The 20,943-nt window shown below is 59.4% G+C and carries 26 protein-coding genes; 4 read left to right on the top strand and 22 right to left on the bottom strand.

Annotated elements, in window-relative coordinates:
• Positions 1-4 precede the first annotated feature (4 nt).
• The 5 genes from C8K44_RS19165 to C8K44_RS19145 form a co-directional block, all read right to left on the bottom strand.
• Positions 5-922 (bottom strand): hypothetical protein, encoded by a 918-nt coding sequence (locus tag C8K44_RS19165; protein WP_109577378.1) that lies wholly within the window; start codon positions 920-922, stop codon positions 5-7.
• Entirely contained in the window at positions 919-1,332 is a 414-nt protein-coding gene (locus tag C8K44_RS19160) for a hypothetical protein (RefSeq protein WP_109577377.1), read from the bottom strand. The genes C8K44_RS19165 and C8K44_RS19160 overlap by 4 nt, the downstream gene beginning before the upstream one ends.
• Entirely contained in the window at positions 1,333-3,819 is a 2,487-nt protein-coding gene (locus C8K44_RS19155; RefSeq protein WP_109577376.1) for a phage tail protein, read from the bottom strand. It abuts the gene before it with no gap.
• 68 nt (positions 3,820-3,887) lie between these two features.
• Complete coding sequence (locus tag C8K44_RS19150; RefSeq protein WP_245417549.1) at positions 3,888-4,307, bottom strand: GNAT family N-acetyltransferase; 420 nt, start codon at positions 4,305-4,307, stop codon at positions 3,888-3,890.
• Positions 4,307-4,972 (bottom strand): hypothetical protein, encoded by a 666-nt coding sequence (locus C8K44_RS19145; protein WP_109577374.1) that lies wholly within the window; start codon positions 4,970-4,972, stop codon positions 4,307-4,309. Before C8K44_RS19145 ends, C8K44_RS19150 begins: the two co-directional genes overlap by 1 nt.
• Before the next feature lie 81 nt (positions 4,973-5,053).
• On the opposite strand from C8K44_RS19145, the gene C8K44_RS27745 reads away from it, so the two are divergent.
• Positions 5,054-5,200 carry a hypothetical protein gene (locus C8K44_RS27745; RefSeq protein ID WP_199227143.1) on the top strand — a complete coding sequence of 49 codons (147 nt, stop codon included), beginning with the start codon at positions 5,054-5,056 and terminating at the stop codon, positions 5,198-5,200.
• A gap of 1 nt (position 5,201) precedes the next feature.
• Here the strand turns inward: C8K44_RS27745 and C8K44_RS19140 are convergent, their stop codons facing one another.
• On the bottom strand, positions 5,202-5,810 hold the full coding sequence (locus C8K44_RS19140) for a hypothetical protein (RefSeq protein WP_109577373.1): 609 nt from the start codon (positions 5,808-5,810) through the stop codon (positions 5,202-5,204).
• A 48-nt stretch (positions 5,811-5,858) separates the two neighbouring features.
• On the opposite strand from C8K44_RS19140, the gene C8K44_RS19135 reads away from it, so the two are divergent.
• The gene (locus C8K44_RS19135; RefSeq protein ID WP_109577372.1) at positions 5,859-6,089 is read left to right on the top strand and encodes a hypothetical protein; all 231 of its coding nucleotides are present in this window, start codon (positions 5,859-5,861) and stop codon (positions 6,087-6,089) included.
• A 94-nt stretch (positions 6,090-6,183) separates the two neighbouring features.
• Here the strand turns inward: C8K44_RS19135 and C8K44_RS19130 are convergent, their stop codons facing one another.
• Positions 6,184-8,571 (bottom strand): tape measure protein, encoded by a 2,388-nt coding sequence (locus tag C8K44_RS19130; RefSeq protein ID WP_109577371.1) that lies wholly within the window; start codon positions 8,569-8,571, stop codon positions 6,184-6,186.
• A gap of 112 nt (positions 8,572-8,683) precedes the next feature.
• On the opposite strand from C8K44_RS19130, the gene C8K44_RS19125 reads away from it, so the two are divergent.
• Complete coding sequence (locus C8K44_RS19125; RefSeq protein WP_146203968.1) at positions 8,684-8,935, top strand: hypothetical protein; 252 nt, start codon at positions 8,684-8,686, stop codon at positions 8,933-8,935.
• 202 nt (positions 8,936-9,137) lie between these two features.
• On the opposite strand, the gene C8K44_RS19115 is transcribed toward C8K44_RS19125, so the two are convergent.
• The 13 genes from C8K44_RS19115 to C8K44_RS19055 all read right to left on the bottom strand — a co-directional run bounded on the left by C8K44_RS19115 (position 9,138) and on the right by C8K44_RS19055 (position 17,629).
• Positions 9,138-9,497 carry a GTA-gp10 family protein gene (locus C8K44_RS19115; RefSeq protein ID WP_109577368.1) on the bottom strand — a complete coding sequence of 120 codons (360 nt, stop codon included), beginning with the start codon at positions 9,495-9,497 and terminating at the stop codon, positions 9,138-9,140.
• Complete coding sequence (locus C8K44_RS19110) at positions 9,497-9,937, bottom strand: phage tail tube protein (RefSeq protein WP_109577367.1); 441 nt, start codon at positions 9,935-9,937, stop codon at positions 9,497-9,499. The genes C8K44_RS19115 and C8K44_RS19110 overlap by 1 nt, the downstream gene beginning before the upstream one ends.
• A 36-nt stretch (positions 9,938-9,973) precedes the next feature.
• Positions 9,974-10,390 (bottom strand): DUF3168 domain-containing protein, encoded by a 417-nt coding sequence (locus C8K44_RS19105; protein WP_109577366.1) that lies wholly within the window; start codon positions 10,388-10,390, stop codon positions 9,974-9,976.
• 2 nt (positions 10,391-10,392) lie between these two features.
• Positions 10,393-10,857: an HK97-gp10 family putative phage morphogenesis protein gene (locus C8K44_RS19100; protein WP_199227142.1), complete on the bottom strand. Its 465-nt coding sequence runs from the start codon at positions 10,855-10,857 to the stop codon at positions 10,393-10,395.
• Positions 10,854-11,210 (bottom strand): head-tail adaptor protein, encoded by a 357-nt coding sequence (locus C8K44_RS19095; RefSeq protein ID WP_109577365.1) that lies wholly within the window; start codon positions 11,208-11,210, stop codon positions 10,854-10,856. Before C8K44_RS19095 ends, C8K44_RS19100 begins: the two co-directional genes overlap by 4 nt.
• A gap of 194 nt (positions 11,211-11,404) precedes the next feature.
• Positions 11,405-11,662, bottom strand: coding sequence for a hypothetical protein (locus C8K44_RS19090; RefSeq protein WP_109577364.1), 258 nt, complete (start codon positions 11,660-11,662; stop codon positions 11,405-11,407).
• A 2-nt stretch (positions 11,663-11,664) separates the two neighbouring features.
• Complete coding sequence (locus C8K44_RS19085; protein WP_109577363.1) at positions 11,665-11,943, bottom strand: head-tail connector protein; 279 nt, start codon at positions 11,941-11,943, stop codon at positions 11,665-11,667.
• Between the two features lie 3 nt (positions 11,944-11,946).
• Positions 11,947-12,120 carry a hypothetical protein gene (locus C8K44_RS27555; protein ID WP_158282762.1) on the bottom strand — a complete coding sequence of 58 codons (174 nt, stop codon included), beginning with the start codon at positions 12,118-12,120 and terminating at the stop codon, positions 11,947-11,949.
• Between the two features lie 50 nt (positions 12,121-12,170).
• Complete coding sequence (locus C8K44_RS19075; RefSeq protein ID WP_109577361.1) at positions 12,171-13,391, bottom strand: phage major capsid protein; 1,221 nt, start codon at positions 13,389-13,391, stop codon at positions 12,171-12,173.
• Positions 13,378-14,268: a head maturation protease, ClpP-related gene (locus C8K44_RS19070; protein ID WP_109577360.1), complete on the bottom strand. Its 891-nt coding sequence runs from the start codon at positions 14,266-14,268 to the stop codon at positions 13,378-13,380. Before C8K44_RS19070 ends, C8K44_RS19075 begins: the two co-directional genes overlap by 14 nt.
• On the bottom strand, positions 14,255-15,529 hold the full coding sequence (locus tag C8K44_RS19065; RefSeq protein ID WP_199227141.1) for a phage portal protein: 1,275 nt from the start codon (positions 15,527-15,529) through the stop codon (positions 14,255-14,257). The genes C8K44_RS19070 and C8K44_RS19065 overlap by 14 nt, the downstream gene beginning before the upstream one ends.
• Before the next feature lie 13 nt (positions 15,530-15,542).
• Positions 15,543-17,129 (bottom strand): terminase TerL endonuclease subunit, encoded by a 1,587-nt coding sequence (locus C8K44_RS19060; protein WP_245417548.1) that lies wholly within the window; start codon positions 17,127-17,129, stop codon positions 15,543-15,545.
• Positions 17,130-17,158: 29 nt separating this feature from the next.
• Positions 17,159-17,629, bottom strand: a complete 471-nt coding sequence (locus C8K44_RS19055) for a P27 family phage terminase small subunit (protein WP_109577359.1) — start codon at positions 17,627-17,629, stop codon at positions 17,159-17,161.
• A 503-nt stretch (positions 17,630-18,132) separates the two neighbouring features.
• Between C8K44_RS19055 and C8K44_RS19045 the strand changes: the two genes are divergently transcribed.
• A complete protein-coding gene (locus C8K44_RS19045) occupies positions 18,133-18,858 on the top strand; it encodes a hypothetical protein (protein ID WP_109577357.1) in 726 nt (241 codons plus the stop codon).
• Positions 18,859-19,127: 269 nt separating this feature from the next.
• Here C8K44_RS19045 and C8K44_RS19040 read toward each other — a convergent pair whose 3' ends face one another.
• Both C8K44_RS19040 and C8K44_RS27550 read right to left on the bottom strand, forming a co-directional pair.
• Entirely contained in the window at positions 19,128-20,504 is a 1,377-nt protein-coding gene (locus tag C8K44_RS19040; protein WP_146203967.1) for a hypothetical protein, read from the bottom strand.
• A complete protein-coding gene (locus tag C8K44_RS27550) occupies positions 20,494-20,640 on the bottom strand; it encodes a hypothetical protein (protein ID WP_158282761.1) in 147 nt (48 codons plus the stop codon). Before C8K44_RS27550 ends, C8K44_RS19040 begins: the two co-directional genes overlap by 11 nt.
• Between the last annotated feature and the right edge of the window lie 303 nt (positions 20,641-20,943).

The raw sequence follows: 20,943 nt of genomic DNA, 5'->3' as shown, positions 1-20,943 counted from the left end.
GTGGCTAGCCGTCGAGGGTGTTGTCCAAGACCCAGTACCTCCAGGTAGTGGGTACATCGACATAGAAGTCGCCGGGGCCGTAGTCCTTGACGACCATGATGTCGAAGCCCGTCGTGTCGATCTTCAAACAGTAGTGGGGGTGAATGCGGGCGATGTTGTTGCCAATGACGCGATAGCGAACCGGCGTCACATCTGCGCCGCCGTCAGAACGAAGCCCCGCAGCAAAAACCAGCGGCGGACGCGAAAACGTCTTGGAGAAGTTCACCCGCGCCTGGTTGTAGCGCTCGTGGCCAGCGTTGCTGACGCCAACGAGCCCGGTTGCGAACACGCGTGCCGCTATGCCGCTTGAGGAAAAGTAGAGATCCTGTTCGGCTGCCGTGTCGACGTCGTAGCCTTGCCGAGCAATCTTGATGCCGTTCTTGTTGATGCGCATCCGTGGCCGGCCGCTTCCGCCTGGGCCTGGTGCGCCGCCAACGTTGGCGTTTCTGGAGAGCATGTAATAGCAGCCATTCGGCGAACGCAGGCCGTTGAAGGATTTGCGAAACCGGATTGTCAGGTTGCTGCCTGAAGTGGTGCCGTCGACAACGTAGGTGGTAACGGCATAACCAGACTGATCGTTGCCGCCGCCCTCCGAGAAGTGCGTTGGAAACGAAATCTGGTTGTTGTGGTCGACCGGGAACAGGTGGATGACGGGTGTGACGCCCGGATTGGGCACCGTCACCGTCACTGACTCATCGCGGTAGGCCTCGCCGGTGAATCCAATGAACGGGCACTGGACGTAGCCGAATGCGTAGGGTTGCGAGAATAGGAAATCTTCGTGCGCAACAAACTCATTTGGCGCTGCGGTGTCCACGTCAACGCCGGGCTTTGACACGCGAAAGATTGGTGCTGGGCCGGAAAGCCTGATTTTTCCGCGCTTCATTGAGCCCTCAACCGATAGATTTGATAGGTGATGTTGAAGACCGTGGCATCGGGTGCGACGCCGTTGCGGCCATTCCGCAGCCACAAACCGCCGGGGTAGACGATCAGGCGCGGCGCGCTGGCCGAGTTGTAGTAGTAGTCGAAGAACGGCCACACGGCGCCCGGCGTACCGTTCTGGACAACCGCCAGCGGAGTGTACCCCAGACTGGGCCAAGTGGCGATGTAGGCCCCGGCCCCACCCGGAATTGCACCCGACCAAGTGCCCGACCGGTAGATGAACAGCCCGCCTTCATCCTCGCTGTCGAAGATGACGGCATTGGGCGGCACATTGAGGTTGTTGGCATCATAGCCGGGCTTCACAAAGCGCATGCGCTTGGTGCCACCGATGTCCTTCAGGAACCCACGCGACATTTAGTCAAACCACTCTATTGAACCGGTAGAAAGGGTGATGACGAACTTGCCGTCTGGGCTTCGGATCGTGCCGGCGGTTACCGTGCCGATGTTGGCTACGGCCAGCCGCAATCCGCCGCCGTCATAGACAAAGGGCAGCGCCGTGCCGGAACCATTGGTCAGGATGAACTGATCTGCGTAGATGACGACGCGCGAGAACGGCACGCCGCCAACTGACCCGACTTCCCAAAGGGTGCCGGCAGTGACCCAGTCATGGCCGGTGGTTGCGCGCACCTGAAGCACAACGCTGGCCTGGACATTTCCGCCGCTGCCGGCTTGCGCCTGCATGCGCCAGAGACCATCAGCAGCAAGATCGCCGACCGTGGCCGACACAGCTGTGTAGGCAGTCGCGAGAGCTTCAATCGCCCCGTCGATTTCTTCAATCGAAGCGCTGATGCCGGTGAGCGCACCAGCCGTGGCGTTGCGGAACCGGACAGAAACCGAGTTCTCATCAACGATCACGCCCGCCGCATCGGAAGCCGCCAAGGCCAACTGCTCAAGGCGTGCACGGAACTCGTCTGACTCCTGTGCAAGCTGAAGCAGGCGCTTGTAGACATCGTCTCGTAGCGCGGCGAGCCCGACTTCGACATCGGCAATGCGAATGTCAGGCGTCCGAACCGGAAGCCAATCCGACCAGAGCGTTGGCCGGTCGCCGCCAGGCAGGTAACGCCCGCGCACTCCGTAGAGAGTGTCGGGTAGCAGCCCTTGGCTGATCAGAAGCGAACCTGTCTCTGGCTGATCTGTGCGTCCGCCGTAGACGGTCTCAAGCGTGGCCGCCATTCGCACCTGAAACTCGATGCCCACGACATCGACAAGGCGACTTGCGGTGTTGTCCCATGTCAAAAGGATCGCCGGGCGCCTATCCAATCCGGCATCGTCCTTGATGCTCGACGGTTCGGCAAACCAATCAATGATGGGCTGCGGCTGTGGCCGGATAGGGCCAACCGCACCGTCGACCGGCTCTTGGAAGTCGCCGCTATCCCAGTCGTAATCGGATGGGTCAACTTCGGTGATGTCGATCATCACGTCGAGGTTGGCGCGGTCGGCAACACCGTCGATGCGGAACAGCTTGGCGATGTAGCCATTGCGTTCCGATGTCCACGACAGCACCGCACCAGGCACCGCATAGGGCCAGAACTCAGGCGGCAGCACCAATGTGTGCCGGCGAGCTCGCTGCCCTTCCTGTAGGGCGGAGAGCATGAGCCGCTGCACCTGCTCGGCATATGGTACGAAGTCCAACGGCACATCGGCCATAAGCCGGCGGTTGCCGTGCAGCGCTTCCAAGTCCGACCGATAGAGCGGTGGTGCGGTCTTGGCGGCCCAGCCATCGGCAGGCGACGGATAGGTCGCCGAAATGCCGTTGATGGTGTCGGCCAGCCCGAAGAACGGCGTGAACGACTGCTCTTCGGTCGACAGGATATCGCCGTCGGTGAACGAGAACGTCGGCAGGTCAGGAGCGCCGAGATAGATCGAATAGACGCCGCCAATCTCGGAAATGCGCCCCTGACACGTCGTCAGGATAGCCTCGAGCGCAGACGCCAACGGCGCTTCGATCTGGATTTCGCCGGCCGAACGATAAGTTGGCTCAGGGCCGGACGCGCCGCCGATGGTCGCGCGGCACTTGTTGATCTGGGCAATCCAGTTCGCCGCCGGCAGACGAGCAGCGGCCAGCCCTTGCAGGCCATAGAACCACTTGTTGCCGAAGGTCAGACCGCGAAGCAGGTTGTAGGCTTGCACGGCTGGCAGGTGGTCACCGTCACCGCCCCATGTGCTTGGGGTGCTCCACCGCTGTGGACCGGAACCGCCAACGCTGGAATCGCGCGACGGATCGTAAAGCCGGGTGCCGCTGACAACGAACTTGAATGACGGGATGCCTGAGAACAGGTTTTTCGTGACCTTTGCCGTCACGATGGCGTAGGCGACGCCAAGTCCAACGCGCGTGCTTTCCCACTGACGCTGGCCGTTGGAGGCTGTCGAGACAAGGAAAGGATCGGCGGACGTCTGCGTGCCGTCGTAGAACTTGACCCAAAGGCTGTCGTGATACTCGTTGACGTTCCGGCCGTAGCCGGTGTCGGCACCAAGCGTGCAGCGCTCGCCATTCACCCAGACCTCGTCGAGGCTGGCGATAGGCAGATCCGCGAGCGCGATAACCTGCGTCAGAAACGCGTTCGGCGTGTCGTCGACATTGCCCCAGGTGTTCGCCCAAACGAGCGAGCCGGCAGTTGCCGTCCGCCCGAGGATGAACGACCGCGGAAGGTCGCCGCCCGCCTGGAGAGACCCATTGATGGAAAAGGTTGGGTCTTTGGGCTTGCCGGCAATCGACTGGGCAAGAAGGTTGAGACCAATGCCGACTGCGGTCTTGAGAACGAACGAGCCAATTGCGCCAAGGCCGCCAATGAACGACGCAACGGCGCCGACCGCCGAAGCGATCGCCGAGAAAATTGCCATGATGTGCCTTGGTTTTGGTCGGGGCGTGCGGCGCCAACGAGAGCGCAAGGCAGCCGCAGGCCGGGCGCCTAAAGCGCTTTCAGGAAGTGCGTCTCGGCGGGCGCGTAGCCGCGCCGCTCGTACAGACCGGAGACGTCATTGGTGGCTAGCGAAGCCATGCCGATGGTGACGCAGCCCTGCTCACGCGCCCAAGCCTCGTAGGAGTCGAGCATGCGGAGCGCAGAGCGGCCGCGCGCTGCTGGTGCGATGTACCAGCAGGTTTCTTTGGCCCAGAGACCGGCGCCGAATGGGTGCTCGAACGCACGGGCCATAAGAACGCCTTGGGCGGGCTCGCCTAGGACCAACACGAGACCGTCGGCCATGTGCTGCTTGAACAGTTGCTCGGCGTAGGCGGCGTGAAACGGAAAGGTGAAACCGGCCGCCGCATGGCTTTCCTTGAGCAATCTGACGACTGCAAGCCGGTCGCTGGCATTGGCTCGCCGCACCATCAGAAGATCCCCAAAAACTTCTTGCGCTTCTTCTGGGTGGGCACGGCTCCCTTAACGGAACCCCAAAAGACTTCCCATGCCTCAACCGTCGCGCTGTCCTTGAAGAACGTGTCACTCGCGCTGCGCAGCTTCTGCGTCTCGTGCGAGCGCGTGTCGGGGTTGGCGCGCGTCATCTCTTGCGTATGACTGGCACACGTCAGCGTAACGCCGCCTTCCTCGTTTTCATCAGGTGTCTTGATTTCGATGGTGTCGACGAACCCGACAAAGCGGCACTCGGCCGGCGCAACCATCTGGCGCGAGTCCGGATCGAACAGGCCGCGGTAAATCTCCACCCTCGCCTGTTTGCAATCGTAGTCGCGCACAAGCTGCTCGACCCGGTCATCAACCTGGCTGAGCCGGATGTTGACGTTTTGCACCGTGAGATTCGACACGAGCGGAATGTCGTCGATCGCAACCAGCGTGCCGGATCCGAACCAATCGCGCGTCACCTCAAGCCCGGTATCGGGATGGATGACCGACGCCGACACATTGCCGACGTCAGACCACATGCCATCGGCCACAGGGCCGCCCGTCACGCGGTTTCGCGCAACAATCCATAGGAAGTCGCGGGCAACCAAGGCGCGCGCCTGTAGGGCCGCCAAGTTGGCGGCTGAGATATTGCGCATGGGATGGGAAACCTTCGAAAAGCCCCGCGCGGGCCGGGCGGGATGTGCTAAGGCGGGTCAACGTTTCGACGAGGAATCAGAATGCAGCAGAACCGCCTTTATCTGATAATCGGCGCCTTGGTCGTCGCAGTGATCGCCCTTGGCGCTTACGTTGTGCGCGAACAAAGCAAGCCTCAAGGAGTCGAGATCAAGCTGAATGAAAACGGGATATCGGTTCAGCAGAACTGATCTACCGCGCCTCAATAGCCTGAAACGACACAACACCACGGCCTGTTTCTTTGTCTGCCGTGCTGCTAATCGATCCCGGCACGATCGCCATGATGCAGGTCGGCCTCACTATGGTCACAACCGCGCCATTGGCGACGCCCGGCCAGATATGTGGCCGCACTTCAAACAAGCCCGTCACTGGGCCGTCCACTGGCTCCATGACCTGATGCAGGTCTTTGGTGCCGATCTGGATCATGTCTCCAACGCTCAACGAGACGCCGGCCAAGGCTGTTATGCGGATAGCCTTGCGGTTTGCATCGATCGAAAACAGCGAGCCAGTGGGAAGTACCGCCGAGCCCGGATGTGCGATCGGCCGGCACCTCGAAGTCGGATAGCCTTTGAACGTCTTCTGCCCGTTCTCAAGCGAGCTTAGCCTCGCGCGCCACTCATCGAGTTGGTTCGGCCTCAAGCTGCGCGTAGTGTAGGAGGCCCGCCACAGCGGCGAGCCTAAGTTCTTCGGAATCGTTCGACCGTTGGCGGTTCGCGAAAACTCATCACGAGACAACAGGTCGAACTCAGTCGACCAGCCGGGGAAGCCCGCGAGAAGGTCTAGCGGATAGGTAATTGCCATTGCTTCTCGCTATCTGCAATGTTGAATTGCAACAAACGGGGATTCTTCATGTCGAACTTGACCAACATTGCCATCAAAGGCCTGTCGCATGACTCGACGGCCAATGCGGCAAACTTCAACATTACCTGCAGGCTTGACGATGAACCTGCATCGATCATGGGAAGACTGCCGGTTCCGACGTCGGGCGACCTGAAAGAGTCCGAAGTTACCGCCTTGTCGAAAGCCGCCCTCGCCGACCTTCTCGAGGCGATTGCCGCTCATCTCCGATCTGCCGCTTAAGTTTCTCCATATCCGCAGTCAGATTGACAACTGCGTGGGAGAGAGCGGCCAGCCGCTCCTCCATATCGCGTAACTCGTGTTCGCTTGCCATTGGCTACACCTTCATGTTTGCCGGCCGCATCTTCCGCACCGTGTTGACGACGTTCGCCGAGAACTCGCGCTGCTGCCGCGCCACTACCTGCTCCAGCCTTGCAACCGCCTCGACAGAAGCTCCGCGCGCATCGATCTGAGGCGCGAAGGTGAACTGTGCAGCGGCGTTCTGGTTGGCCGGCGTTTGGATGCGCGGCATGACCGGCGCACCGACATAGCCGCCAGAGGCGTAGCCACTCTTCAAGTTGCGATGCATCGAATCCAGATTGGCAACGCCGGCCTTTTGGACCGCGGCCTTGCTGAACACATACTCGCCCTTGTGGACCGTGCCGGCAGGTGTGTTTTTGCCGCCGTCGCCGGTGTAGCCGCCTTCGGCGAAGCCTAAAAACTTCCCGATCGCGCTAAACACACCGCCAAATGCACCGCCCGACGAGCCCCCGGTTGCAGGCTTAAATAGCCCGTCGAACGCGCTGCTAATGGCAATTTCGGCCAACCGCTTCAGCACCCCCGAAAGCGCATCCTGCAGGCTATCCGCACCAAGGATGGCGTCCATCGCGCCAGACTTGAACGCCTCGTAGGCATCACTCGCCGCCTGCTCGATGCGCTCTTGGGTCTCTTCAACCCGCCGCAAGGCGTCAGCCTGGCGCGCGTAGGCTTCGGACGCAGCATCGATCGCTGCCACCTGCGCATTTGAAAGCGTGATGCTCTCAAGGTCGGTGGCGCCCTTCTTGCGCGCCTCCTCCCTAAGCTCCTTCAGCGCTGACTGCTCAAGGTCCAGCGCAACACGGCGCTTTTCCTGCACGTAGAAGGATTTGCCGACGAGTTCCTGTTCCTGCAACAGCGCCGCAGTGCGGTCGCGAATTGCCTGGATGTCTTCGTCGAGGCGGTTTTGGGCGGTCTTTTTGCGCGACTTGGACTTCTTATCCTTGTCAGGCAGAGTGCCGGACCCGATGCCGAAGCCAGAAGGCTTGGTTGCCAACAGCTTGTCGGCCGCCGCAAGCTGATCCTCTAGCTGGAACTGTGCAGCCTGAAGGTCGGCTAGCTTCTGGCCGGCGTTCCGCGTTGAATATTCGAACGGCTCAAACTCAAGGCCGGTGGCCTTTTTGAACGATTTGCTGCGATTGTTGGCGACGTTGTACTGGGCCTCCGCATCGATCGCAGCCGTCTTTGCAGCCTGAACCTGCATGGCGATCAACTGGCGCAATGCGTCGACCTGAGCATGCGTAGCGTCGGTCGCACTGCGAAGCGCAGCCTCATTGTCCTTGATAGAGATCTGAAACGATCCCGCTGCGCCTTTGGCTTCCGCTTGGCTGTCGGAGAGCAAGAAGATCGCGGCCGCAGCAGCGCCAGCCAAAAGCCCAATAGGTCCAAGTGCTGCAGTGAACCCGGTCGCAACAAGCGTGCCGGCACGCATGGCCGTCAAGAAAGCCCCGAGCGCAACCACTGCATTGCCAAGCCCTGCAACCACGCCAAGGATGGCGCGGCCCGTCAGCGCGCTGATGAGCACGGTTGCGAACTGCAATACGGTGTCAGAAACGGCTCCAAAATTGTCAGCCAGATACTGCAGCGCTTCAACGAGCTTTCGGCTTGCGCCAGCCGATGCATCAGCGTTGCCGATATAGGCCGTGAACTCGTTATTGATCCTCGATATCGCGTCCTGAATAGTCGCGTTGGTCACGGCGAACGCGGCCCCGATCGGCTTCTGAGCGGCCAGAATTGCCTTGAATACTCGTTCGCTGGTGAGCTTCCCCTCAGCGCCAAGATCCTTGAGGCCGGCAATGGTGGTTTTGAACTCGTCGGCGATCGCTTTCGCCAGCAGAGGGGCGTTCTCGCGGAGCGATCGCAACTCGTCACCCTGAAGCACGCCGGACCCAAGGGCCTGGCTTAGCTGCATGATGCCAGCGATTTGCTCCTGGGTGCTCGCTCCGCCTGCCTTGAAGGCCCTCGTGACAACATCAGTTGCCGTGGCAACTTCAAGTTCGGACTTTGCGACCCCAGATGCAGACCGTATGAGTTTGGCGTACAGATCAACATAAGTGGAAAAATCCGCACGTGCTGCGTTCGCGCTATCCTTGAGAACATCGAGTGATCGTGTGGAAACACCCGCGATTTGTGCAGCAGCGCGGATTTTGTTGCCGGCCTCGGTCCAAGTGTCAGCGTATCGCGCAATTTCGCGCACGCCCAATGCGGCCCCGATGCCTGACAGTGGGGCAATCAGACTATTCGCTGCCTGCCGCCCAATGCTGTCGAGATTGGTGTTTAGCTTGCGAGCGCGCGCTTCAATTGCGCTAAACTGGCGATTTGAAACGCCTTGTGCTCTAGCAAGCCCTTTTTCGAAGGACTTGAAATCGGCCGAAAGTTGAACGACAAGTCGTTCCAGATCTGTCGCCATAGGTCTGGGTCCGCTCTAATTGTGGTGGAATATGCTTGCTATCGCTGTACTACTGTTGGGCCTGTCGACCCCGTCTTCCCCTCAGGAAAACGACGCCGTGATTGCGGCGCACATGGAATACATGAAGCTTTCATTTGCCTGCGATGGTGCAAGCAGTACGTATCGCGCATCCAAAGCGGCGGCACTAAGGGCCATCAAGCAATACGACCCTTCGAACTACACGGCCCGAGACATCACGGGATTGGACCGCGGATTACGAGACGGCGCCATGAAACTGGCAACTCCAATCGATACATCGGATTGCGAAAACCTTCTCATCGAGGCCAAATCTGACCTCGATGATTTAGTCGACAAGGCTCACTAGCCCTCCCCCAACCACCCCCAAAGTTCGTCCTTTTCCTTCTCGGAAAGGCCGCCGTCGTCGGGCGAGTTGGCTTCCGTAAAGCCTTCCAGCGCCGCCATGTATTGCCATACTGACATCGCCCGCGCCTCCTGAGGCGTGAACCCCATGGCCGCGCAGTTACCGTAGACTGCGGCAAACCTGACCCTGCCGTTAGGCAATGGGTCTAGGCGGTCGCCTGTGGATTTGCCGCGTCGCTTTCCCCCAGTTTCTCCTCCGGCGCGCCGTGTAGCGCGACCTGCAAAACGCCGATGGCGTGAAGCAGATTTTCGGCTGGCGGGCGCTTTTCGACGTATTCCCTAACCAACCCAAGCGCCTTTACCGGTTCCAGCCCGCCGCCGACCAAGCCAAGGCGCAACACGTGGGCAATCTCGCCCACGTTGCACAGCTTGTTCTGCAGACGGTAGAGAACCACCCACGGGCCGCTCTCCGTCGCCTCCTGCAGCTTTTCGAGCTCTCCCCAGCCTAGACGGAACGAGTAGTCGTTGTCCGCCCAGGTGAGTTCAACGGATGCGTCCCGGCTCATTACGGAGTGACCACCCGAACCATTTCGCCATCAGACTGCATGCTTACAGAGATGGTGGCGCGCTGGCCGTTCGGGGCTGTGGATTCGACGGACTCCACGTGCATTCGGCCAGTCCAAGTGATCGTCTTGGCGGGGAATTCCCACTCGACCTTCACGGGCACCGAGTCCACGGATTCCCAGGCATCCAGCCAGGTTTCCACGCTCTGTGCGGCAAGAACGCCCTCGCCGCTCACACCCATCGACAGCGAAACTGAATCGCGGCCGAGCCAGTCAACCTTGTCCGGGTCATCGCAGTCGGGCACCTGAACTTCGTTCAAGGCCTTGCTGAGCGAGATGGATTTCGACGTGAAACCGCAAGGTGCGGTGTAAACAGTAGGCGTCGAGTCATTGCCAAGGAGAACCTTGACCTTACCGCCCTTGATGGTGGTAGCAGCTACCATTGTTGTCTCCTTGGCCGTTTTCGGCCGATGTTGTGATTAAGGTTGCTCGACGATCGCCGTGAAGCGAACCGACGCATGCTTGAGCGTGCCGTCGACGATGTAGTCGGTGCGCCAATGGTCGAAGGTGACCAGCGCGTTTTCAGTCAGCGAGAATTCGTATCCGCGGAAAGCCTTGCGGATAGCATCAGCCATCCGCCGCATTTGCGGCTGACCCGGTTCGACCGACCAGGCGTCGATCTGAATCATGACCTCGCCACCGTCGATGCAATCCGCATCTTCGGTCACGTAGTTTGACGGGCCGATGCTGATGTAGGGAAACGTAGTCGCCGGAACCTTGCCATTCTGATCCAGCGGCGGTTGGTCGTATGATTTCTGCCCGACGAGCGCCGTTACGGCCGCGAACGATCGCAGGCGCGCCACGATGACGCCCTGAAGCTCCAAAATTGGGTCCATGGCTACTTCCCGGCGGCCACGTCTTTGGCAGCCTTGTTGATCGCTCGAGTGATGCGGGATTTGGTCCGCGAGCGCAAAGCCCGCCACGACACAAAGAAGAAGGGTTGAGCAGCGGTGCCGGGGTGTTCAGTGCCCGCGAACTGGCCGCCGTTCTGGTGCGCTCGCGTGGCGAACTCGACTAGATGGGCGTACCGAACTTTGCTGTTGCCGGCGTAGATCGTGAGTGTCAGGTCGCCGGCGAGGCTCGACTTCACCGTCGCCATCGCTTGGGCGTATTTGGGCTTTTTGCCCCACGTCCAACCGATGCTGTCGCGAAGGTCGCCGTCATCGACGGGTGCCAGCGATTTCATCATGTCGACGATTTCGTTGGCGCCCTGCTCCATCGCAGTTTGAATGCGCGCCTTGGCGACTTCCGGCATGCGCTGCAACTTGCGCTGTAGCTTGGCCAAGCCAAGTATGCGCGTCACGACGGTTCGCCCTCAACAACCAGCAAATCAAGCCACACATTCCGCTCGTCGGGATTGGTGATTGCCTTGATGTTGTAGGTCGCGCCGCTTCGCGCATTCACGATGCGCCAGGCAGGCGTCACCTCGCGCGTGCGGGTGGAGCTGCGAACTGTGAGGGTGAAGGGCTGGATTCCGGTGAGCCGGGCAGCGATTACTGGCTCGGAACCGAGGCGGGGCTGTAGGCGGGCAGGTTCAGTGAAAATATCCTGCCAAGGACCGGTTACAGGATTTCCGTAACCATCGTCGATCGCGTCCTTGCGTTGGAAGGTCACGCGCTCGCTCAGGCTTCCAGCGCCACTACGCTTGGCCAACATAGACACCTCTCAGCCAATGTGGTTGATTGCCCAAAAATGGGAGGGGCAAATGGACGAGGATTTAGAGGCTAGATTACGTGCCACCGAGATCGCGTTGATGGCAATTATTTCGACCCTTGAGCAAATCCCTGAAAGCGGGATCACCCAGGTTCTGGTTGCTGCACGCGCTCGGTTTTCTCAACGCGACCCTGAATCTACTTTGACGCAGAGAACGCTTGATTGGTTCGATAGTCGTTATGCTTGAAAGCCCGGTCAAGCCTTGCTTCTAGGCGATCAACGGCTTTATCCGCCACCTCGCCCTTCCGCGGTGCGTTCAACCGCACGCCCTTGCCCGCGGTCACCGCTTCGTCTGCGCAGTCGCGGGTGACGTTCTGCACCATGCCGGCCTTGTATTCGATCGTGGTTCCGGCCGCGGGTTTGAAGTCCATGTCGGCGGTGAAGCGAAGCCACACGGCTAGACCCTCAACAGGCGATAGGGGTCGATCAGCCGACGCGCGCTGACGTTTTCATGCAGGGCGTTGGCTGTTTGCGCCTCACGGTTCTCGTAAAGATCTGCCATCGTGAGCAAAGTGGCGGCATCAAACGCGAATTCTGCCTCCGCCGGCACCGTCAGCCTATTGCAATACCTCAACGCCCATGACTTGGCGGCGTCGAGGTAAAGCTGGATCATCTCGTTATCGTCGTCGAACTCGATGCGAAGATGCTTCTTGGCCTTCTCAAGGGTCAGCGCCATTGGTCAGCCCCGCTTAGGTGCGGCGTCCTTGGACTTTTCGCCCTCTTTGACGGCCCATCCTTCGGCCAGAGCAACTTCCGCCATTCGGCCGGAAATCACCTCGCCAACCTCGAACTGCCTGCCGTAAATCTCGCCCTCGGGAACGCCGGGGAACGCCTTGGTAACTCGCGCTTCCATTTGCGCCTCCATGTTGGGAAAGGGGCGGCCGAAGCCGCCCCGATCAAAGATTACGGGTTAACAGCGACCTTGTGGTAGCGCAGCGCAGTCGGGTCGGTGACGCCGCCGCCGACGCGCTTGGTCGTGTAGAACTGCACGAACGGCTTGTTGGTGTATGGGTCACGCAGAATGCGGGTGCCCGTACGATCAACAACCAGATAGCCACGAGCGAAGTCGCCAAACACGATCGGGATGGCGTCGGCTGCGATATCTGGCATTGCGGCCAGTTCGGTGACAGGAAAGCCAAGGATCGTTGCCGGCTGACCCGAGACAAGGCCGGGCTGCCAGATGTAATTGCCCTGGCCATCCTTCAGCTTACGTACCGCGCCCTGCGTCTTGCGGTTCAGAGTGAACCGGGCGTTGGGCGTGCGCTCGCTCGGAAGGTCGTAAACCAGATCAATCAAGCCGTCGGTCGTAAGGGCGGCCGCAGCGTTGGAATTGACGATCGGGATTGCGCCCCAAGGATGCGACGGCGCCGTGGTGTAGGTCAGGATGCCTTTGGGCTTGTCCGTGCCGTTGCCGGAGATAAATGCAACACCTTCCTGATATGCGAACTCGGCCTCGACTTCGCCGGCAAGCCAGCTCTCGAGATTGAGCTCGGAATCGTCCAGAAGGCGCTGGGTAGCGGCCGGATTGGCATAGATTTCGCCAGTGTTGAACTTCACCTCTGCGAACTTTGCAGTGGTGGTTTCCGGGCGAGCCGCAGATTCACCGACCCAGCCGGAAGCCGTGGCACGGTCATTGTAGAGCTTCGAGAGGCCATTGCCGCCGATCGTGATCACCGAAGCAATCTGGCGCATCGGCGAGACGATCTTGAGTTTGTCCGTGATGGTGCGATCCCACTCGAGCGGAGCGGTGTAGCCGCCGTCCGCAGGAGTGGTGATGTTCATCGCAGCCTTCGGGCCAGCCGCAATCGCAGCCTCGATAGCGGCATCAATGCCGGCCTCGTCTCCCTTGCGGAAGAACCTGTCGAACGCCTTTGCGTACTCGCCGCGCGTCTTGTTGTCGCCGGTCTGGGCGCCGGTCTGCATTGCGGCAAGCTTCACAGCCTGCTCGTCCAGTGCCGACTGCAGGTCGCTGATGGCGGAGTTGATGCGGTCGACCTTGTCGGTGCGAACGACGTCTGTCGTGCCCTTCTTGACGTCAGCGAGGGCTGCGTTGTGTTCGGCCTTGAATGCCTCAAAGGCACGGCCCTGGTCTTCGATCAGGGACTTAATTTCAGTGGCGTCCAATTGGACCTCCTAGAATACAAAGATTGCTGGTGAGTGCCGCGCTGATGGCGGACAGGTTCTTTTCGTCTTCGCCAGCATCTCGCTTGGCTGTGGGGGCTGCATCACGCTCGCCGCCAATCTCATTCAGGATCTCGTACCGCTCTTTGCGGGACATCCCTTGCGCGGCCAAAGCGGCTTCAACGCGCCGCTTGGCCAGCACCTTCGTCGGCACCGACGCCTTGGCGTCGGCCGCGCTCGATTTCTCGAACTTGCCGTCGGCAAAACCCTTGTCGATGGCTTCCGTGACGGTCATGAACGTGCCGTCAGAACTCTTGCTGGAGCCGTCGAGTAGCGCGAAAATCTCCGCCTCGGACAGGCCGGTGCGTTCGACGTAGATTGAGGCCATAGCCTCGTCGAACTTCTGGAAAAGCGATGAGGCTTCGGCAAAATCGTGATGATTGCCGAGTGCTAGCCCCCATGCCCGGTGCACCATGATCATGGTGCCGGTACCCATGAGCACCTTGTCGCCGGCCATAGCGATGATGGAAGCCGCGCTTGCCGCAATCCCCATAACGCGGATGGTGACTTCGGCCGGGTGCTCGGCAAGCAGGTTGTAGATCGCCAAGCCTTCGAACATGTCGCCGCCGGGCGAGTTGACGTTCACCGTAACGGGGTTCGCACCGATGTTTCGAAGTGCCGCAGCCATCCGCTTGGCGGTGAAGCCCTCGCCGCTCCAGTAATCTTCGCCAATCTGGTCGTAGATCGAGATGGTGTTCGTCTCGTCCGCTTCGGCGGCAAGAGGGGCAACGCCCCATTTGGCCATTGCAGACTTAGGAACGTCCCAGCGATAGGCGCCAGGACGCTCAATAGCGCCGACTGGCGCCCTATTTAGGCTCATTCTTGGTGTCCTGAGGCTGCGCGCCCGTAGGCTGCGTCATAGGATTCTTGAGGCTGTTGGCGTCTTCGTCGTCCCGCTGACTGAGCCCGACGTAGTCTCGAGCCTCGTTCTGCGTCATCCACGGCCTTGAGCCGCCAGCGCCAAGCGCCTTAGTAAGGAATTCGGCCTGGTCCTTGATGGATCCACGCAGCAATTCGCGCTCGTCGAAGTCTGCTTTGTGCGTTTTTCGCTCATCTTTTGTCAGTAGCGAGCGCGAAACGGCCTGCTCCCAGGCGACAAACCACGGCGCCAACGAATATCGGACGAAAAACAGACCAAGGGTCTCAATGCCCGAACCCCAACTGGTATCGTCCATCATTAGAAGCGGCCGCGGCACGCCAAAGGCGCGGGCGATCTCCTCAATCTGATGGTTTCGCGTCTCGATCTGCTGGGAATCGCGCGCCGTCGACGAGAATGGCTCGGCCTTCATCCCCTCTTCGAGGATCAGCCATTTGTGGGCGTTTTCCGCGCCGGAAAACTTGTCTTTCAGGCTGGTGTCGAGGTTTTCGAACTCGTCATCGCCCAACTTGCCGGGATGTGTAAGCGCCCCGCCAACCATTGTGCCGTTCTTGAACAAGCGCGCAGCGGACTTTTCCGTCTGCATGGCCAAGCCAATGGCTTCTTTCGCCTGCCTCACCCGCGAAAGGCCAACGATACCGTCGACCGAGATATCCCGAAGGTGGAAAACGTCAGACTGCGCCAGCTTTACTTGCCGACCGTCCTTGCGCGTGACCGTATAGGTGATGCTGAGGTCGTCATGCTGCTCCACGCAAACCCGCGACGGCTGCAGTGGGTGTAAAGCGATCACGCGCTTGCCGCTTCGGACGATCTGGGCGTAAGCGTTGCCCTCATTGAGGGCATTCGCCTGCATCAATCGGCGAAACTCGTATGCCGTCTGCCAGCCGTTAGGCTGCGAATGAAGAACGTCATACAGTGAGTGCTCTTCATCCGGCTCAAGGGCACCGTTTGCGCCCTTCCTCATCAGATACATCGGCAACATGCCTATGCTGCCCGAGATCAGATCGACGCATCGGAAGACGGCGGTGTTAAACAGCGCCTTCGATGGCGTGATAATGGTGCCGCTTTCGGTGCTGGCGCCGGATTGGATGAACGTGGCAAGCCTCGGATCGGTTAGATCCGTAAACTCCACCCAGTCCGCGCGCGGGGCGCGCTTAGGCGCCACCGCCTCCGGCTTGGACCGGAAGAAGTCAAGAATTCCCATGATTTCCTTCCGGTTAGCCGGCCATTCGGATGCCGCGCGTTTTGTAGATGGAGGACTCGACCGTTTCCGTCACTTCCCGCGCCTTGAGACCGAGGCACATTGCGGTTGAAACCGCTCCATCTATGCGGAAACGCGTCTTGGATTTATCTAATTTTCGGTTGCCAGACGCGTCCGAAACGACAATTGCGTTGGCGAAGCAAAAGCCGAGTACCGGGTTTCCATTGTGCCGGAACCGTCGGTGAACCACCGATGCCTCCAGCGCTTCCACCGCCGGAGCCATGTCTCGGAAACCCTGCCCCCAAGGAACTAGCCGAAGGGCGCCATCGAAGGGTTTGTCTTTGCCGTCGATGTAGGCGTCCAGGCCGATACGATTGAACTCAACTAGCAATTGCTCAATGCGCCAACGATCATACGCCAATCCAACGACCTCAAAGTCATCGCGGATATGCGCAATTCGACCCGCGACATACGCGTAGTCGATTGCCCTTCCCGGCGGTGTCTCGAGCCAGCCCTCATCGGGGCGCGCCCAAACATCGTACGGGACCCTGTCGCGACGAGAATGCTCATGAAGCCACTCGCCAGGCTTCCAGTGCCAGGCGCCGATGCGATCCTCTTTTGGCTCCGCGCTGACACCGGCAAGCGACGTCAGGTCGTTGACCCCAGAGAGGTCGAGGGCGAGATAGATGCGCTCTCCAGACACAAGGAGGCCTGTCGCAGCATTTGCTTCAGTGTCAGCAACCTGACAGGCCTTCCATTCCGATCTCGGGATGAGCGGCGAGTTCTGGTCTACGCGCTGGTTGAGGTAGAGGTTCCTGAACGAAGCCTCCAAGGTCTTCATGCGCTCAGCCTGCACGGCCAAGGCGCGCAAATCATCAACCGAGCGAAAGTCGCCGAGAGCCGGATTGGCCAGACGCCAGGCGGATTCGTCCATGATTTCGGCATCATCCGAAGCGCAATACAGGTGCACCAGCACAGTGTTGTCGTTTGCAACGAGGCCGTCGTCGATCAGCTTAGAAAGCGGATGTTCCGGGTCAGGCGATTGAGTTGAAATGACAATGCCGAGAGGCTCCTGACGTGCGCCCTGCGAGGTGTTCATGACCTCGTAAAGCTCCTGATCACGCGCTTGTGCGAGTTCGTCGTAAATCCATACCGATGGGTTCAAGCCATGCTTCGTGCCGGCCTCGGCGGACAGCGCGCGATAAAACGAGCCATTGCTTTTGACCACCAACGTCTTGGTCGATGGAACGACCGTGACTAGCCCGCCGCCGTCCGCATCCAACTCAGGGTCAGCTTCAACGATCTGACGGGCAAATTTGAAGACCTGGCCTGCCTGCTCGCGATCGGTCGCGGCAGAGTAAATCTCGCCATTTGGGATGGCTTCCGGTCCAACTAGATGGGCAAGCACCAGAGCCGCAATCAGCGCTGTCTTGCCGTTTTTTCGAGCAACCGAAAGGATAGCTCGGCGAACTCTCCTCCGGCCGTGATCATCGTGCGGCGCGTAAAGATCGCGCACAAACTGCTTCTGCCAGGGGCGAAGCTTGAGTAGCCCGCCCTGCCCTTCGCCGCTTGGGACGCGCAGCAATTCGATGAACTCAATCACTTTCTGTGCGCGTGTCAGGCCCTTCTTGGTTACGCCGTCTCCGCGCTTCGCCCAATCAGGCCGCTGAACTTCGATTTTGGCTTCTCCTCAGGCGGCACCAAAGCAGCGCGAGCCTTTGGATCCAGGCCAAGCCTGTCACCCATCGACATCATGATGCGGGCCGCCTCGTTCTTGATTTTGAACCATGGGTTGGGCTGCATGTTTCCGGTTGAACCCGGCACGATTGCCGGCTCCACGGAAAGCGCCTCGGCGGCTCGCTTGTGATCGGCCCAGGCTGAAGCATAGACGGCAACGCCGCCGGTATCGGTGGCTGCGTATGTGCCCGGAGGCATCGCGCCGACGATCATTTCGAAACACTCGCGGGCATCGCCCGTCAGGTAATTCGGGATGTAGACGTCGCTCTTCGGCTTTATCGATGCCGGCCGCTTTTTGCGCTTGCCGGGATTGCCCTTCAGCGCCTGTATTTCTGGCGTCTCGGGGCGCGGTCCTCGTACGCCCATGGTCAAAATCTCATTTCAAAAATTTAAAGCGAAACCTGCGGCGTAACGCGTTTCATTTCCCCGCCGGCCCTGCAGGCGGCTGGATGGCAACTTATTGACCGGGGGTGGGGTCTTCGACAGGCCAGCCGTCCAGCCCGAAGGTCACGATGACCTGACCGCGATCCTCTCGTTGGCCCTCGCTGTCGTGATGCGGTTTACACAGGGACTCGAACGGGCCAGACCAGAACTTCTCCTCGTCGCCCTTATGCCCACCGTCTGCGTGGTGCACGACGGTCGCCGGCTCCACAACTTCCATCGTCAAGCAGCGCTCACACAGAGGCTGCAGAGCCAGTTGGTGTTCACGGGTGCGCTGCCAACGGGCGGTTTTATAAAGTCGCCTGTAAACGGCAGCTTCGGCGGAGCGGTGATCTGTCATGCGGCGAAGTCATTGGCAGCCTGTTCGGTCGCCTTGTGAGCAATGAACTGCGGTGTCATGGTTCCTCCATTTGGTGCTGGGGAATCATATGTTTCAAAAACTGAAGCAGCCGCTCATATTTGCGGTCTGCGTATGGGCATTGCTTGCGTTCACAGCCGCGCAATCTAGTTCAACATGCGGCGCATTCTTTACAGGCGACTGCCTCAGGCTCGGGTGGCAGCGATTAAGCCACGTCGTTCTGCTTGGTTGGGTAGAGGAATTTCAAACCCTAATTGCAGGCATTGCAGCCCTGGGCGCGGGCGCGTTCGTTATTGTTTCAGGCCGAGAGCAAATTCAGCATCTGCGAGAATCTAAGCAGAGAGAAAAGATTGATGATGCTCTTGATAGCGTTTACACAGTTGGCGCAGACGTAGGAGAGTATTACCGTAAAATCCGATTTGCGACGAAGATTCCGGCGTCAATCCCTTTGCCTCCGGCAGATTTAATGAAAGATATCGCCTATATCAGCCCGCAACTGTCTCAGTTCATTATCAGGTTTCATTTCCTTACGTCAGATACATATGACGACTGCCAAATTAACAAACATCATTTTCCGCTAAATAAGAAATATCTTATTGGTAGTTCACTAGCAATGTTCCAGATATTTAAGCAAGTTACGGAGCATGTGCGGGAAACACCCGATTTTAAGCCGCGCGCGACTCTTACAAAAATGACTTTTGATTCCGACCCAATAATCTACGGCGCTGAAGAGGATAATCTCGAACAAAAACACCTTGGTGCGTTCCAAGATTTCTTTTCTGTCACGTCGGAGTAGTACTGCGCGCTTTCTCGCGATGACATGGCCACGCGTCGGTCCAAAAGCGGCAGCCTCAACCCGCTTTCGCAGGGAGGCTGCCGCTGTTCGCCCAATGCAGCGCGGAGGGACGCGCAGGGGGCGATGGGAAACGACAGCGGACATGCGTAAAGCCTGTCCCCGTGGCAATGCCATAAGACTGTCGTGATAGTGAAGGGCTGCACCGATGAGGAAGGCGAGTGGTGCGTAGGCCCCTCTACTGACTTTGCCGCCGAAGTGTAAAAAGGGGACTATGCGGCTATTGCCTTGCGCAAGTTATCATTGGAGGCAATGACGATGGCCTTGCCGTATCGCTCAGCAGCCTTGCCAGTCTTTGCGAAAGCCTCGCCGATCTCGCGGAAGTTCGCAGCCCCGGCGCCGAGATTGAGAGCCTTTTGTTGCTCTGGGGGGAGCGCATCTGCCCAAACCTCAAGCTCCTCCTGCCGGGATAACTCATCTGACAAATCCTCCCATCGGTCCATGCCCCGCGCACCCTTGGTTGCAGATATCCAGCCGCCGAGAAAGCTGGCGCCGATGTCTTCATGACCACATGGCAGGCCCGGCTTGCAGTAGGTGACAGGTGGCAGCGGCCCGGCTAGAAGCTCCAGCTGTTCGGCCTTGGTGAGCTTTACCTTGCGGCGTATACGCCCCGCTTTTACGTACCGAACGGGCTCCAGTTCCTGATTGTAATAGTCGTGAGACCTGAAGGCGCGAGCGCTGCTAAACAAGCTGGTCCAGTATCCTTGACGCCGCTCAATCTCCTTGTAGTCCGGCTCTTCCCCCTTAAGTTCGGCAAAGCGGTCTTCCTGATAGAGGATCGCCCCGAGCGGCATCCTTACACTGCCCTTCACAGTCTTTCCGCCCTTCCTGACATGGCAGGACTCGTGCTGGCTGCCGTTGCTGGGTTTCAACTTTCCCGCTCGGGCCTTACCGATAAATGCTTTCAGTTCGGCATCGGACGAACCCGGACGCATGCGCCGTTCCCAGTTCGTTGCCGGCTTCGGCGCGGGTTCCTCCCCATCGAAATAGCCGTCATTGTCGGGCTGCAGCCAATTGGTGCCGTCCAACAATAGCGGCCGGCTAGCTTTTGCCCACCTCAGCAAAGGAGAGAGTTGCTCAGCCATCTGCCCGTGTTTCGGGCTTACGGGGCGGGCCGGACGGTCGAAGATATCGGAATCATTCTTTGGCAGCTTTGCCCAGATAGCCTGTGCACGCTCGCGCCATTCCGCGGACGGGCCGTACTCCCCAAGCTTCACGACCGCACCCGTGGGGCGTGGATAGCGCGTGCCCGGATGCCGTGCGGCGGAGATGATGTCGCAGAACCGCTCGAACCGCTGCGTGAGGGACATATAGCGCCAAGCAAGCGGGTCCTTTTCCGTGGGCTCGCTGTCAAGGTCGAGCACATGGTAGTGGAGCGGCAATTCCGGGCGCAGTTCCCAATCGTCGTCCTCGACAAACGACCAGGTCTCAGGCTTGCCCATGCCATGATACCAGCGCACCCAATCCGGTGACGAATAGAAGCGATGCCCCTTCGGTAGATTGTCCCAACGATTCCAGCGGGTCACATTATCATTGGCCGCTGGCGGCGCGTCGAAGACGTTTTCTAAGCTCTTGGCCTTAAGCGACATCGCTTTCCTCCTTCTTCAGATTGTCATTTGCTGCAACGTGCGGTCGCGGGGTCGAAACATGGACGCCAGCTGCCTTAGCGAGGAACCGGTCGAGGCTGGTGATGCCGTCGTCAGGCAAGTGGAAGTCGTGACGCATGGCAGGGCTACCGTTTGAAGCAGGCGCACCTTGATTGCGATGAGTGCGCATACGGGGCGGACCGAGGCTCATAGTTTGCTTCCCAGCAGGTTACGTTCGATTGTCATGTTGGTCCTCCGTTCGTAGGGCCGTCCGTTTTTTCGCGCGCGTGAGTGTGCGGGGCTAATTTCGCGCTCAAAAACCCCTCCGAGGGTCTACCTCTGCTGCATTGCTCCCTCTCTTCAGTTATCTATATGATATTATTATATTTTTTATACGTAAGGCTGGGGCAAAGGGTGGGTGTAAGGGTGGGTGCAAGACCGC

It is taken from the genome of Aminobacter sp. AP02 (assembly GCF_003148805.1).
Classification (GTDB): domain Bacteria; phylum Pseudomonadota; class Alphaproteobacteria; order Rhizobiales; family Rhizobiaceae; genus Aminobacter.
The sequence above is the reverse complement of the archived record's forward strand: the minus strand, read 5'-3'. Positions and strand labels throughout refer to the sequence as shown.